The sequence below is a fragment of the Lutimaribacter marinistellae genome, from assembly GCF_042648365.1.
Classification (GTDB): Bacteria; Pseudomonadota; Alphaproteobacteria; order Rhodobacterales; family Rhodobacteraceae; genus Lutimaribacter_A; species Lutimaribacter_A marinistellae.
Window position 1 is genome coordinate 177,922 of record NZ_JBHRXI010000012.1, and the last position, 14,042, is coordinate 191,963.

The window sequence follows — 14,042 nt, forward strand, 5'->3', positions numbered from 1 at the left end:
CTTTCTTATCGACCTTCATTGGGCTTCAGGGGGAGTTTCAACTGATAGTCGAGACCGTTGTCGGTGATCGACAGGCTGGCTTCTCCTCCGACCTGTGCGGGGACGATCTCCTCGACCAATGCGCGGCCCAAGCCCGACGAGTGGGTCGTTTCGGGGTCGGTTCCGGCGGCGAAACCGGGTGCGTTGCGCTCCTCCCAACTCAGTTCCAGAACCGGAGTATCCCTGTCGCGTGCCAGGTTCCACGAAAGCCTGACACGGCCTTCTACATGCGCCAGTGCTCCGTACTTCACCGCGTTGGTGGCCAACTCGTGAAGGGCCAGGGCGATTTGTTGCGCCGCTGTGCTGGTCAGCCTCACTTCGGGTCCGTCCACCTCGATCTGATCCGGATAGCTTTCGCGATAGGCGTCGAGTTGTGTATTGGCCATGGCTCCAAGATCCGCATCGCGGGATCCATCACTGCGCGCGACCTCGGTCGTGGCGCGCGCCATAGCCGCAAGCCGGTCACCGAACCGTTTGCCGAAGTCTTCGAGATCCTTGCTGTTTCGTAGGGTTTGCCGGGCGAGGGACTGGATGACCGTCAACATGTTGTTGTTTCTGTGGGCGGCTTCGCTGAGTACAACCGTCAATTGCGCATTGGCCATCCGCAATTCCTGTGTCCGTTCCGCGACTTGGGTTTCCAACCCATCCAGCGTTTCGCGTAGCCGCGCGAGGGTTGTTTCATGCGCTGCTACTTCTTGTCTCAAGGCCCCGTTGGCTGTCTCCAGTTGCGCGGGGCTGGGTAGGGCCGCGAGTTTCGGTACCAGCGGAAACAAGACGATCGCTGTTGTTGCCGAAACAACTCCAGTTGCCAGTTTGGCCCAGCCATGAACCTCATAGACGGGCACCCAAAGTACAGCGATCGAAATCAGATGCGTCAGGCCGCACAAAAGAATGAAAGCGGCAAAAAGCCACAGCAGATGTCGTTGACGAAAATCGGGTCGCAGTCTCGCGAACCCGATCAGGCCGATGGGTATTGCGGCGTAACTCAAAAAGATGAGTAGATCCGATCCGGCATAGAGCACGATGAGCCAAGGCTCCCACAGCAAGCAATAGCCATGCGCCATGTAACCCGCCTGTTCGAAAAGCTGCAGCATGAGAGTCCTTTGACCGTGTGGCGCCGGGGTGGGCAAGCGGACGAAGTATAGAACTGTGCCAAAGCGGCTTCCAGCGTGTTCGCAGCGGTTCGCAAGGCGATACCCGAAGGCCTGTTACAATTCGTAAGAATTGCGACAACATCAGGAAAAAGTTGACCGCGACCACTGTCAGCGTTCCTAATCTGGAACAGAATCGCGCTGCCGCATTGGAGCGCGGTGACGTCCGGGCCCAAGGAGGGGCCCGTGATCGGGAGGAGGATTAAATTGGCTCAGACGCAGTCGGGCGCCGCGGGGACTCAATCCCTGCCGGCCCTGCTTCAACGCAATGCGGCCCAGTTCGGGGACGCGCCTGCCTATCGGGAAAAAGAGTTCGGGATCTGGCAGAGCTGGACTTGGGCACAGACCGAGAAAGAGATCGAGGCGCTGGCGCTCGGGCTGATCAATCTTGGCGTGAATGAGGGCGATTTCGTTGCCATCATCGGTCGCAACCGTCCCTACCTGTACTGGTCGATGGTGGCGGTGCAGTCAGTGGGCGCCGTGCCGGTACCAGTCTATCACGACTCCGCTGCCGAAGAGATGGCCTATGTGCTTGAACACTGTGGTGCACGCTATGTGATCGCGGGCGATCAGGAGCAGGTCGACAAGGTGATCGAGGTTCAGGATCGCCTGCACCAGCTCGAGCACGTTCTTTACCTCGACCCGCGAGGGATGCGGAAATACGACCACCACACGCTGCACCAGTACTCCCACGTGCAGGATCAGGGCCGCGCGGCGTATGACGAGTGGATCACGGACCTCAAGGCGCGTCGCGAGAAACTCACCTACGACAGTACCTGCGTCATGCTCTACACGTCCGGTACCACGGGAAAACCGAAAGGCGTGGTACTGTCCAATCGCAACGTGATCGAAAGCGCCAAGAACTCGGCAGAGTTCGACAAGCTCACCCGTGGCGAGAACATCTTGTCCTACCTGCCGATGGCATGGGTCGGAGACTTCATCTTTTCTGTGGGCCAGGCCTATTGGTGCGGTTTCTGCGTGAACTGCCCCGAAAGCCAGGACACGATGATGACCGATCTGCGCGAAATCGGGCCAAGCTATTTCTTTGCTCCGCCGCGCGTGTTTGAAACGCAGCTGACCAATGTGATGATCCGTATGGAAGATGCTGGAAGCCTCAAGCGCCGCATGTTCCACTACTTCATGGATCACGCGAAACGCGTTGGCCCACGCATCCTTGACGGCCAATCTGTCGGCGCATTGGACCGCCTGAAATACTCCATCGGCAACGCGCTGGTTTACGGCCCTCTCAAAGATACGCTCGGATACGGAAAGATCCGTGTGGGCTATACCGCGGGTGAGGCGATCGGACCTGAGATTTTCGAGTTTTATCGGTCGCTTGGCATCAACCTCAAGCAGCTCTACGGCCAGACCGAGGCGACGGTGTTCATCACCGTGCAGCCCGATGGGGAAGTCCGCGCCGATACCGTGGGCGTCCCGGCGCCGGATGTCGAAATCCGGATAGATGAAAACGGCGAGATTTTTTATCGCTCACCAGGCACTTTCGTGGAGTACTACAAAAATCCCGAGTCAACGGCCAAGACCAAGGATGCCGAGGGCTGGGTGGCCACGGGCGACGCGGGCTTCATCGAGGACAACACAGGCCATCTTCGCATCATCGACCGCGCGAAAGACGTCGGAAAGATGGCTGATGGGTCGATGTATGCGCCCAAATATGTCGAGAACAAGCTGAAGTTCTACCCGGATATTCTGGAGGCCGTGGTCTTTGGCAACAACCGCGACCGTTGCGTGGCGTTCATCAATATCGACCTCAACGCCGTCGGCAACTGGGCGGAGCGCAACAACATCGCATATGCATCCTACCAAGAGCTAGCAGGTCACCCAAAGGTGCTCGACTCCATCCGGTCCCACGTCGAAGAGGTTAACAAGTCGGTCGCGGCAGACGAAATGTTGTCGGGCTGCCAGGTTCACCGTTTCGTCGTGCTTCACAAGGAACTTGATGCCGATGACGGTGAAATCACCCGCACGCGAAAGGTGCGTCGTGGCTTTGTCGAGGACAAATACGACGATATCATCAAAGCCTTGTATGACGGGTCGGAAAAGATCTCGACCACGACTGAAGTGACTTATGAAGACGGGCGCAAGGGGTCGATCAGCGCGACGCTGAAGATCATAGACGCGCCGGTTGTACCCGTTCAGGCGCCGAAAGTGGCAGCGGAGTGAGGATGACGGAGCGCCGCTCGCGCCTGTTGGCGCATCGCCCCGCCCGCCATCCCGCTTTCGGGACCTTCATCGAGGGAAAGGAAATTCACGATGCTTGACGCATCCGAAGGATATGTCACCGCGGACGGTCGCAAGATCGGCGGCGTGGTGATGGAGATGAAGAACATCACCCTGCGGTTCGGGGGGGTGGTCGCAATCAAGGATATCAGTTTCGACATCCGGGAAGGCGAAATCCGCGCTATCATCGGGCCTAACGGTGCCGGGAAATCGTCGATGCTCAACGTGATCTCGGGCTTTTATGTGCCACAAGAGGGCGAAGTCTGGTTCCGTGGCGCACCACGTCCGCCGATGAAGCCTTACGAGGTTGCGCGTCAAGGTATCGCGCGCACCTTCCAGAACATCGCGCTGTTCGAAGGCATGAGCGTTCTGGACAATGTGATGACCGGTCGACTCAATTACATGGAATCCGGCGTCGTTGCGCAAGCCATCTGGAAGGGTAAGGCCGAGCGGGAGGAAACGGAGAACCGTGAAGTCGTGGAAAAGGTCATCGACTTCCTCGAAATCCAGCACATCCGCAAGACCCCGGTTGCACGCCTTCCATATGGGTTGAAAAAGCGGGTGGAGCTGGCGCGCGCTCTCGCCGCCGAACCCAAACTACTTCTGCTTGACGAGCCGATGGCCGGTATGAACGTCGAGGAGAAAGAGGATATGAGCCGCTTCATCCTGGACGTGAACGACGAATTCGGAACCACGATCGCACTGATCGAACACGACATGGGCGTGGTCATGGACCTGTCCGACCGCGTCGTGGTCATGGATTACGGCAAGAAAATCGGCGACGGCACACCGGACGAGGTCCGCAACAACCAAGAAGTCATCGACGCCTATCTTGGCGTTTCGCATGACTGATCGCCTGACAGGGAGGAACGGCAGACATGCCTGAACAACTCGTATACGCGATGGAGGTGATCCTGAACGGCCTGATGGCCGGGGTCCTCTATGCGCTCGTCGCGCTTGGCTTCGTGCTGATCTACAAGGCGTCCGGCATTTTCAACTATGCGCAAGGCGTGATGGCACTGTTCGCCGCGATGACGCTGGTGGGCATAATGAATGGGCAGGTTCCATTTGCCCATCTGATCAACGCGATCTTTGGAGCACATATCACCCATTTCGGTTGGCAGATCCCGGCGATACTCGCGATCGTGCTGACGATGGCCGTGATGGTCTTGCTGGCCTGGGCGGTCCAGACCTTCGTGATGCGCCATCTGATCGGGCAGGAACCGATCATCCTGTTCATGGCGACCATCGGTCTTGCATATTTCCTGGAAGGTGTGGCTGATCTGATGTGGGGGTCCGAGATCAAGACCTTGGACGTGGGATTGCCGCAAGGCATCAACATCTGGATCGACGAGCGTACCTTCGAGATATTCGACTACGGGTTCTTTATCGACAACCTCGATATCGTTGCCACGGTCATTGCAGCGCTACTGGTGGCTGCGCTGGTCGCTTTCAGCCAGTACACCAAGCAAGGACGTGCAATGCGCGCGGTTGCGGATGACCATCAGGCCGCACTTTCTGTCGGCATTTCGCTGAACTTCATCTGGGTGCTGGTCTGGTCGGTCGCGGGTTTCGTCGCGCTGGTGGCGGGAATCATGTGGGGCACGAAGTCCGGCGTCCAGTTTTCGCTGTCGCTCATCGCCCTGAAGGCACTGCCGGTTCTCATGTTGGGTGGGTTCACCTCGATCCCGGGTGCCATCGTTGGTGGATTGATCATCGGTGTCGGTGAAAAACTGTTTGAATTCGCCATTGGTCCGCTGGTCGGTGGAGCGACCGAAAACTGGTTTGCCTATGTTCTGGCCCTGGTTTTCCTCGTGTTCCGTCCGCAGGGATTGTTCGGAGAGAAAATCATCGAAAGGGTCTAGGCCCCGGGAGGGCGGCTGCGTCGCGCCCAATGAGGGCACGACGACACCCGCCCACCCGGAGCCATCGCAAGGGCTCACGCTCTATGGGAGGAAACGAATGACGAAGCTGGTCGCCATCGTGAACGTGATCGCCTGGTCGGGCTTTTGGGCCTTCGGCTACCTGGCGATCAGTGCGGAGGGGCTGACCAGCGGGCAGTTGGTGATCGCGGCGGTGCTCGCCTTTGCCGGGCTCGTTACCGGGATCCTCGCCTACATGCGGTTGGTCCGCGCCTCGGAAGAGAGCGGATACGCCAAACGAAGTAATCAACTCGACGCAGCGACACGCGAGCGCGCGCAGTCCGAAGGGAGCGGGACGTAAATGTTCTATCGTGAAGCGGGGGACTTCAAGACCTCCTATGTGGATGACAGCCAGACCTTTCCGATACGGTTCGATCGGTATCGCTACTATTTCGTGCTGGCGGTCGCCTTTGGCATCATCCCTTTCTTCATCAACGATTATTGGGCAAATGCCATCCTTCTGCCCTTCCTGATTTATGCGATCGCTGCGATCGGGTTGAACATCCTGGTTGGCTATTGCGGACAGGTTTCATTGGGTACGGGCGGCTTCATGGCTGTCGGAGCCTACGCCTGTTACAAGTTGATGACGGCCTTTCCCGAGGTGTCGATGTTCGTTCACGTCCTCCTCGCGGGGGGAATAACAGCGGGTGTTGGCGTTCTTTTTGGATTGCCGAGCCTTCGGATCAAAGGGTTCTACCTTGCAGTGGCGACACTGGCAGCCCAGTTCTTCCTGGTCTGGCTCTTCAACCGGGTCCCGTGGTTCTACAATTACTCGGCCTCCGGACAGATCAATGCGCCAGAGCGTGACGTGTTTGGAATCATCATTACCGGCCCGAATGCTCCGGCCTGGGCGACTTACCTCTTTTGCCTGATCTTCCTGACTGCCAGTGCCATAATCGCGCGCAATCTTACCCGTGGAACGATTGGCCGCAGCTGGATGGCTATCCGGGACATGGATATCGCGGCTGAAATCATCGGAGTGAACCCGCTGAAGGCCAAACTGTCCGCCTTTGCGGTCAGCTCATTCTTTGTCGGAATCTCGGGTGCCCTGTTCTTTGCCTTGTATCTGGGTGCTGTCGAGGTTGGCGAAGCATTCGGCATTCAGAAATCGTTCCTGGTGCTATTCATGGTCATTATCGGTGGCCTCGGTTCGATCTTCGGTTCGTTCGCCGGTGCGGCCTTCCTCGTGCTGCTTCCGGTGGTTCTGAAGGTCGTGGGCGCCGACATGTTGGGTTGGCCCACCGATATCGTGGCGCATCTCAACCTTGTGATCGTGGGCGCGTTGATCATTCTGTTTCTCATCCTCGAACCGCACGGGCTTGCCCAGTTGTGGCGCGTGGCAAAGGAAAAGCTTCGGCTCTGGCCCTTCCCGCATTGATGCGGGGAAGGCGAATTCTAGGCGGGGTCGGGGAACCCCGTTCACCATCGGACGATACCAAGGGAGGAAAAAAGCCGATGACATTGAAACTGACCACTCTGGCGCTGGGCGCCGTGATGGCCGCGGGCCCCGTTATGGCGGACCTCGTGTTCCCGTCGCTCAGCTATCGTACTGGCCCCTACGCAGCCGGCGGCATCCCGTTCGCCGATGGCTATGCCGACTATTTCACACTGCTCAATGAGCGTGACGGCGGTATTGGCGGCGTCCCGGTACGCGTGATCGAGTGCGAAACCGGCTACAACACCGAGAAGGGTGTCGAATGCTATGAATCGACCAAGGGCGAGGGCGCGCTGGTGTATCAGCCGCTGTCGACGGGCATCACCTATCAGCTGATCCCCAAGACCACCGCTGACGGCATTCCGATGCACACCCTTGGTTATGGTCGAACCTCCGCCAAGAACGGCAACGTGTTCAGCCATACCTTCAACTATCCCGCCAACTACTGGGACGGTGCATCGGGTGCGGTGAACTATCTTCTGGAGGAGAACGAGGGCAACCTCGATGGCAAGAAGATCGCGCTCGTCTACCACAACTCGGCATATGGCAAGGAGCCGATCCGGACGCTCGAAGAACTTAGCAAGAAGCACGGGTTCGAGCTGGTGTTGCTGCCTGTCGATCACCCGGGCCAGGAGCAGAAGTCGCAGTGGCTTCAGATCCGGCGAGACCGCCCCGATTACGTGGTCATGTGGGGCTGGGGCGTCATGAACCAGGTCGCCATCCAGGAAGCCGCGAACATTCGCTTCCCGATGGAGAACTTCATTGGCATCTGGTGGTCCGGCGGCGAGCATGACGTGCTGCCGGCTGGTGCGTCATCGGATGGTTACAAGGCCCTGACGTTCCACAATGTCGGCAGCGACTTCCCCGTCTTCGACGACATCCAGCAATATGTTGTTGATACCGGCAAGGCTGCTGGTGCGGGCGACCAGATCGGTAACGTGCTGTACAACCGCGGGCTCTATGCGGCCATGCTGGCGGCCGAGGCCGTGAAGGAAGCCCAGGAAATCCACGGCACCGCCGATATCACACCTGCGATGATGCGGGACGGTATGGAAGCGCTCGACATGACCGAAGAACGGATGGCCTCTCTCGGCCTGCCGAATTTCGGTCCTACGTTTACCTCTTCCTGCGAAAACCATGGTGGTGACGGCATGGTTGGCGTCGTGCAGTGGGATGCCGATAGCAAGACCTGGTCGATGATCTCGGACTTCGCTCCGACCGATCAGGAGGTTCTGGGCGCATTGGTCGAAGCCGACAGCAAGTCCTATGCCGAGGAAAACAGCATCGAGCCGCAGTGTTGATCTGAACGGGTCCCGGCCTAGTGCGCCGGGTACCTGCCGGGACGGCGGTACGCCGCCGTCTCACACTAAACAATCCCGGTTCACACCGGGGACGCGCATGAGGACAAGCATACATGCTGGACGCAGCGACAGACACCACACAAACCGAGGTGCAGGCAGACACCCTGCTCGAGGTCAACAACATCGAGGTGATCTACAACCACGTGATCCTCGTGCTCAAAGGCGTCAGCCTCAAAGTTCCGAAGGGGGGTATCACCGCGCTTCTGGGCGGTAACGGAGCGGGCAAAACGACGACGCTCAAGGCCGTATCGAACCTTTTGAAATCGGAACGAGGCGAGGTCACCAAAGGCTCGATCTCTTACCGGGGCGAGCGGGTTCAGGACCTAAGCCCCTCGGATCTTGTCGAGCGTGGCGTGGTCCAGGTCATGGAAGGACGCCATTGTTTCGAACACCTTACGATCGAAGAAAATCTGCTGACCGGCGCCTATACGCGAAAGGATGGCAAGGGTGCGATCGATGCCGATCTGGAGATGGTCTATAACTACTTCCCCCGCCTCAAGGAGCGTCGCCGTAGCCAGGCGGGTTACACCTCCGGCGGTGAACAGCAGATGTGTGCAATTGGACGGGCATTGATGTCGCGCCCGGAAACAATCCTCCTTGACGAACCGTCGATGGGCCTTGCCCCGCAGTTGGTCGAACAGATCTTCGGCATCGTCAAATCTCTGAACGAAGGGGAGGGCTATACCTTCTTGCTGGCCGAGCAGAACACGAATGTGGCACTGCGCTTTGCCCATTACGGCTACATTCTGGAGTCCGGGCGCGTCGTGATGGACGGCCCGGCCAAGGATTTGCGAGAGAACCCGGACGTCAAGGAGTTCTATCTGGGCATGTCCGATGAAGGGCGCAAAAGCTTCCGTGACGTGCGCTCTTACCGTCGGCGCAAGCGTTGGCTGTAAGGAGGCTGATGTGCTGCGCGACCCCGGCCTCTTGTTTCGCCGTTTCACCGGGTTTGTCGCGCAGATGCGCGCAGCAATCGACTCACTGATATGCGGCGTTACGAAAACGCTGACGCCGCAAATCGAACCAGTTTTCATTCAAGTATCCCGTCGCCAAACCCGCGACACAAAGGCATGGAGGCCGCGTCCATGACACAGTTCTACGACGAACTCGAAAACCGTTCCGAGGATCAGCGCGCGGCTGATTTGTCTCGCGAATTGCCCAAGCAGATCACGCGCGCTGTACAGACGTCCGGCTTTGGCTCGACCCTGCCCGACGTGGAGGCCGAGACGATAACAAGTGTCGAGTCACTTGCCGCGCTGCCAGTTCTGCGCAAGGCCGAATTGGGACGTTCTCAAGCCGAAAACCCGCCTTTCGGTGGTTTCACGGCCAAACCCGCCCATGCGTTCGCGCACATTTTTCAGTCGCCCGGGCCAATATACGAGCCGGGTGGGGTAGAGCATGACTGGTGGCGAATGGGCAGGTTCCTGCACGCGGCGGGGATCGGCCAAGGTGACATTGTGCAGAATTGCTTTGGGTATCATCTGACGCCAGCCGGAATGATCTTTGAAAGCGGGGCGCGGGCCGTAGGGGCCGCGGTTCTGCCGGCGGGAACGGGCCAGACCGAACTGCAGGTAACCGCCGCCCGCGATATCGGCTCGACGGCTTATGCCGGAACTCCCGACTATTTGAAGGTCATCCTCGACAAGGCCGAGGAGATGGGGGTCAAGCTGAACTTCACGAAGGCCGCCGTGGGGGGCGGGGCACTCTTTCCGTCGCTGCGACAGGAATATGCCGACCGCGGGATCTTGTGCCTGCAAAGCTATGCCACTGCCGATCTGGGCAACATCGCTTACGAAAGTCCCGCGCAAGAGGGGATGATCGTTGACGAACATGTGATCGTCGAGATCGTTACGCCGGGAACGGGAACCCCGGTGGCTCCGGGCGAGGTCGGGGAGGTTGTGGTGACCTCTCTCAATCCGGACTATCCGCTGATCCGGTTTGCCACGGGCGATCTTTCTGCGATCATGCCTGGTCAGTCGCCTTGCGGACGCACCAATCTGAGGATCAAGGGGTGGATGGGGCGTGCCGACCAGACCACCAAGATCAAGGGAATGTTCGTTCGTCCGGAACAGGTTGCGGCGCTGGTTGCCAAGCACTCCGAGATTGTAAAGGCGCGCGTGATCGCGACCCGGCAAGGTGAGATGGATGCCATGACAGTGCGGATCGAAGCCGACGGTGGAGACGACGCAGTCTATGGCAAGACCGTAGCTGAGGTGCTGAAACTCAAGGGTGCGATCGAGATCGTGCCGCCGGGCAGTCTGCCCAAGGACGGGCTCGTGATCGAGGATCAGCGCGTCTACGATTGATCCGGTTGCATCGCCACGGGCATGTCCAATGGCCGTGGCGTGTTACCGGCGGACCATGCTGGTCGAATCGCGTGTAAGTGGTAGGCAATGCGCCAGAGGTGATAGCCGCTCCGATGCAGCCATCGCAGAGCATCCATTCGGTCAGCAGATTCTTCGTAACCTATCCGCCCCTGGGCCGCCTGTTCGACAAACCCTTTTCGCACAGTGCGTCGGGCTTGGCGCAATTCCTTGCGATACCTGTCCAGTGCGTCCGCGGTCACATGTGTTGCTCCGTCATCGGCGAGAGTCGTGCAAAGGGCTGAAAGATCCATTCCGTAGGGTCGAAGCTCGACTGTTTCGCGAACCAGTCGGATCCGTTCATGTTGTTCGCATCGGTACTGCAAGCGCCGCAAATGGTCCAAGGTGTGAACGATTTGTTCAAGCTCCTCCCTCTCCTCCGGTGGCAGGTTCATCGCGGGTATCTCGCGCAGCCATGCCCGCGTTTCAGAAATGGCGTTGTCGAAATCTTCGCCGGACCACCGAGTATCGGAATGAGTGGCTGCGGAATTGCCCAGCGCGCCCGCAAGGTAGTCAGCAAGGGAACGGGCCACCGTTTCAACAGTGTCCGCCGCGACCTTGATCGCAATCGATGGTACTGCCAAGGCGGCCGTATCCAGTTGGGCTGTCAGGCGCGGGCCAGTGGATGGGACGAGCCATTCGATCAATCGTGCAAACTGGTTCGTGAAGGGGATCACGGCCACAACGCCGATGAAGTTGAAGGTCGAATGAAAAGCGACAAGGCCGATCTGCGGATCTGTTGCTGAGGCCGCGAACAAAGCGGACGTGAAAGGCAGCAACAAGAACGCCATGGCAGCCGTCATCAGGTTATAGATGACATGGGCGACTCCGGTGCGCCGGGTCATTGTCGAGCCACCAACCGTTGCCAAGAGCGCGGTGAAGGTCGTGCCGACATCCATCCCGATAACCAAGGCCGCCGCTTGCGGAAAATTGATGGCTCCGGCGCCCAATGCGGCCAGTGCGGTCGCGACGCCAGCGCTGGAGGATTGTGTCACAAGGGTGATCAGGATACCGATACCGATCAATTGTAGCCGGCCAAGGATCGTGTCCTCGGGAAAGCTCTGCGGGGTCAAGATGCCTTCGAATGCTTCGAGGCCCGATTTCATCGCATCGATCCCAATAAAAAGCAGGCTGAAGCCAGCCAGCGCCTGGCCTAATTGAGCCCACCCGCCACGATTCAGTAGTTGCAAGAGGGCTCCGACCAGCACAAGCGGCAGCACGACTTCGCCCAGATTGAGCTTGAAGCCGAGAATGGCTACCAGCCATCCGGTGATCGTTGTTCCGATGTTTGCCCCGAATACTATCCCCAGCGCCTGCGGAAACGTCAAAAGACCGGCGCTGACGAAACCGATCGCCGTTACGGTCGTGGCGCTCGACGACTGGATGACTGCCGTCGCCGTCGCACCTGTTACGGCCCCACTCAATGGTGTGCGGGTGAACCGGGCCAACCACGCGCGCAGTCGCTTGCCAGCCAAACCGCGTAGGCCGCCGGACAACATGTGCATTCCGACAAGAAACAACCCGACCCCGCCAAGGGCCACGAGAATTTGGCTCGTCATCAGGCGAGTATGGACTCGCCGGTATCCGGAGCCAAGGCAGGCGAACCTGGAGGTGCTCCCCCAAAACTCGCTGGAAACCCGAGCGAGTTTGTAAGATACACGCCCCAAGAACGGACCCGCAGGCAGACCGTGACCGAGACCCGAACCGCTACTATCCCACGTCACAGCAAAAGACGGCACGCGCCGCGCCTACTCGCGGTGGTTGCTTATGCGATTGCGGCGGCCTGTCTATTGCCGATGGTCGCCGTCGCATTGGCAGCCGTAACCGGAGGAACCGAGACAGTCGGCCATCTGATGCAGACGGTTCTGCCGCGTTATGCCGGGACAACGCTTCTACTGGTCGTTCTAGTCGCGGCCGGAACCTTCGTAATCGGCGTCGGGGCGGCTTGGCTGGTGACGATGACACGATTTCCCGGCTCTCGGTTGCTGGAGATCGCGCTGGTCCTGCCGCTGGCCTTTCCCGCCTACGTATTGGCATATGCTTATACGTTCGTTCTCGATCATCCCGGTATCGTGCAGTCCACCCTGCGCGATGTGACGGGTTGGGGGCCTCGCGACTATTGGTTCCCCGAGATCCGCTCGCCCGGCGGGGCTGCGGTGATGCTCATTCTCGTGCTTTATCCATACGTATATCTGTTGGCCCGCGCGGCCTTTCTGCAGCAAAGCGCGTCGGCCTTTCTCGCCGCGCGTGCCTTGGGCTCCTCCGCCTGGTCCGCGTTCTGGAGAGTGTCTCTACCCACGGCTCGACCTGCCATTGCAGGTGGAGTGCTGCTTGCCGTGATGGAAACAATCGCCGATTTCGGGACGGTTGCCTATTTTGGAGTGCAGACCTTCGCCACCGGGATCTATACCAGTTGGTTTTCGATGGCGGATCGGGCCGCGGCGGCACAGCTTGCGCTATGCCTGTTGGGTTTCGCGCTTTTCCTTGCCGTTCTGGAACGTGTGCAGCGCGGGAAAGCCAAGTACCATCACACTGGTCGGCGGCATGTTGGCTTACCGCCGTCCGAACTAAAGGGGATGCGCGCGGCGCTGGCCTTTTTGCTCTGCGCGATCCCCGTACTTCTGGGATTTGTGCTTCCGCTTGTCATCCTTGTCGCTATGGGACTGGATTCCGAGCAGAACCTGCTGTCGCGCCGCTACATGGATTTCATCGGAAATTCCATCACGCTGGCAGGGGTCGCCGCCGTGGTAACCCTTGTAGCCGCGATCTGCGTCGGGTTCTTTCAGCGACTCAGCCCGGGGCGTGGGCCAGCTTGGGCGGCTTACATCGCGCGGCTTGGCTATGCCGTACCGGGCGGCGTTATTGCCGTTGGCCTCATCGTGCCATTTGCTGCCTTTGACAATGCTTTCGACGCGTGGATGCGCGCCACGTTCGATATCTCGACTGGCTTGTTGATCACGGGGTCGATCTGGCTATTGGTCGGTGCTTACATGGTCCGCTTCCTTGCCGCGGCTTTGTCGGCCTACGAGGGTGGTCAAGCGACGGTGCATGCCAACATGGACGCTGCGGCGCGGTCGCTGGGGCAGGGGCCGTTGGGTACCTTGCGGCGTATTCACCTGCCGCTACTGACCCCCTCATTGCTGACCGCATTGCTGATCGTTTTCGTCGACGTGATGAAGGAGCTGCCAGCAACCCTGATCATGCGACCATTCAATTTCGATACGCTGGCCGTACAGGCCTACAGGTTGGCCGCCGACGAGCGTCTCGAGGGGGCGGCGGTGCCTTCGCTGGTCATTCTGGCCGTCGGTTTGTTACCGGTTATCCTGATCTGTCGTCAGGTCGGCAAGCGGCCTTAAGCCCGCATTTCCGATTAGCCGCTCCTCTCGCTCACGAAACAACCTTTTCATTTGGTCGCGGCGGCAAAGGTCAAAGCACGGTGATTCAGTACTGTCGCAATGAGTGTCCGTGGAAAGCCGGGTGATCCATTCGTAGCTGGAGAGAATGCGCGGCACAGGTTAGCAAGAAAGGGCACA

General features: G+C 59.1%; 11 protein-coding genes. 9 read left to right on the forward strand and 2 right to left on the reverse strand.

Annotated features, from left to right (window positions below):
• Positions 1-5: 5 nt before the first annotated feature.
• The gene (locus ACFORG_RS13245) at positions 6-1,133 is read right to left on the reverse strand and encodes a sensor histidine kinase (protein WP_386736007.1); all 1,128 of its coding nucleotides are present in this window, start codon (positions 1,131-1,133) and stop codon (positions 6-8) included.
• Positions 1,134-1,397: 264 nt separating this feature from the next.
• On the opposite strand from ACFORG_RS13245, the gene ACFORG_RS13250 reads away from it, so the two are divergent.
• The 8 genes from ACFORG_RS13250 to ACFORG_RS13285 all read left to right on the forward strand — a co-directional run bounded on the left by ACFORG_RS13250 (position 1,398) and on the right by ACFORG_RS13285 (position 10,452).
• A complete protein-coding gene (locus tag ACFORG_RS13250) occupies positions 1,398-3,371 on the forward strand; it encodes an AMP-binding protein (RefSeq protein WP_386736008.1) in 1,974 nt (657 codons plus the stop codon).
• 90 nt (positions 3,372-3,461) lie between these two features.
• Positions 3,462-4,280 carry an ABC transporter ATP-binding protein gene (locus tag ACFORG_RS13255; protein ID WP_386736009.1) on the forward strand — a complete coding sequence of 273 codons (819 nt, stop codon included), beginning with the start codon at positions 3,462-3,464 and terminating at the stop codon, positions 4,278-4,280.
• A 26-nt stretch (positions 4,281-4,306) separates the two neighbouring features.
• Positions 4,307-5,293 (forward strand): branched-chain amino acid ABC transporter permease, encoded by a 987-nt coding sequence (locus tag ACFORG_RS13260; RefSeq protein ID WP_386736010.1) that lies wholly within the window; start codon positions 4,307-4,309, stop codon positions 5,291-5,293.
• A 97-nt stretch (positions 5,294-5,390) separates the two neighbouring features.
• Positions 5,391-5,651, forward strand: coding sequence for a hypothetical protein (locus ACFORG_RS13265; protein WP_386736011.1), 261 nt, complete (start codon positions 5,391-5,393; stop codon positions 5,649-5,651).
• A complete protein-coding gene (locus ACFORG_RS13270) occupies positions 5,652-6,728 on the forward strand; it encodes a branched-chain amino acid ABC transporter permease (RefSeq protein ID WP_386736012.1) in 1,077 nt (358 codons plus the stop codon). It begins immediately after the preceding gene.
• 77 nt (positions 6,729-6,805) lie between these two features.
• The gene (locus ACFORG_RS13275) at positions 6,806-8,086 is read left to right on the forward strand and encodes an ABC transporter substrate-binding protein (protein WP_386736013.1); all 1,281 of its coding nucleotides are present in this window, start codon (positions 6,806-6,808) and stop codon (positions 8,084-8,086) included.
• Between the two features lie 113 nt (positions 8,087-8,199).
• The gene (locus tag ACFORG_RS13280) at positions 8,200-9,042 is read left to right on the forward strand and encodes an ABC transporter ATP-binding protein (RefSeq protein ID WP_386736014.1); all 843 of its coding nucleotides are present in this window, start codon (positions 8,200-8,202) and stop codon (positions 9,040-9,042) included.
• Positions 9,043-9,231: 189 nt separating this feature from the next.
• A complete protein-coding gene (locus tag ACFORG_RS13285) occupies positions 9,232-10,452 on the forward strand; it encodes a phenylacetate--CoA ligase family protein (RefSeq protein ID WP_386736015.1) in 1,221 nt (406 codons plus the stop codon).
• Here ACFORG_RS13285 and ACFORG_RS13290 read toward each other — a convergent pair.
• Positions 10,443-12,068: a Na/Pi cotransporter family protein gene (locus tag ACFORG_RS13290; protein WP_386736016.1), complete on the reverse strand. Its 1,626-nt coding sequence runs from the start codon at positions 12,066-12,068 to the stop codon at positions 10,443-10,445. The two genes, ACFORG_RS13285 and ACFORG_RS13290, sit on opposite strands and share 10 nt — an antisense overlap.
• A gap of 153 nt (positions 12,069-12,221) precedes the next feature.
• On the opposite strand from ACFORG_RS13290, the gene ACFORG_RS13295 reads away from it, so the two are divergent.
• On the forward strand, positions 12,222-13,865 hold the full coding sequence (locus ACFORG_RS13295; RefSeq protein ID WP_386736049.1) for an ABC transporter permease: 1,644 nt from the start codon (positions 12,222-12,224) through the stop codon (positions 13,863-13,865).
• Positions 13,866-14,042: the final 177 nt, after the last annotated feature.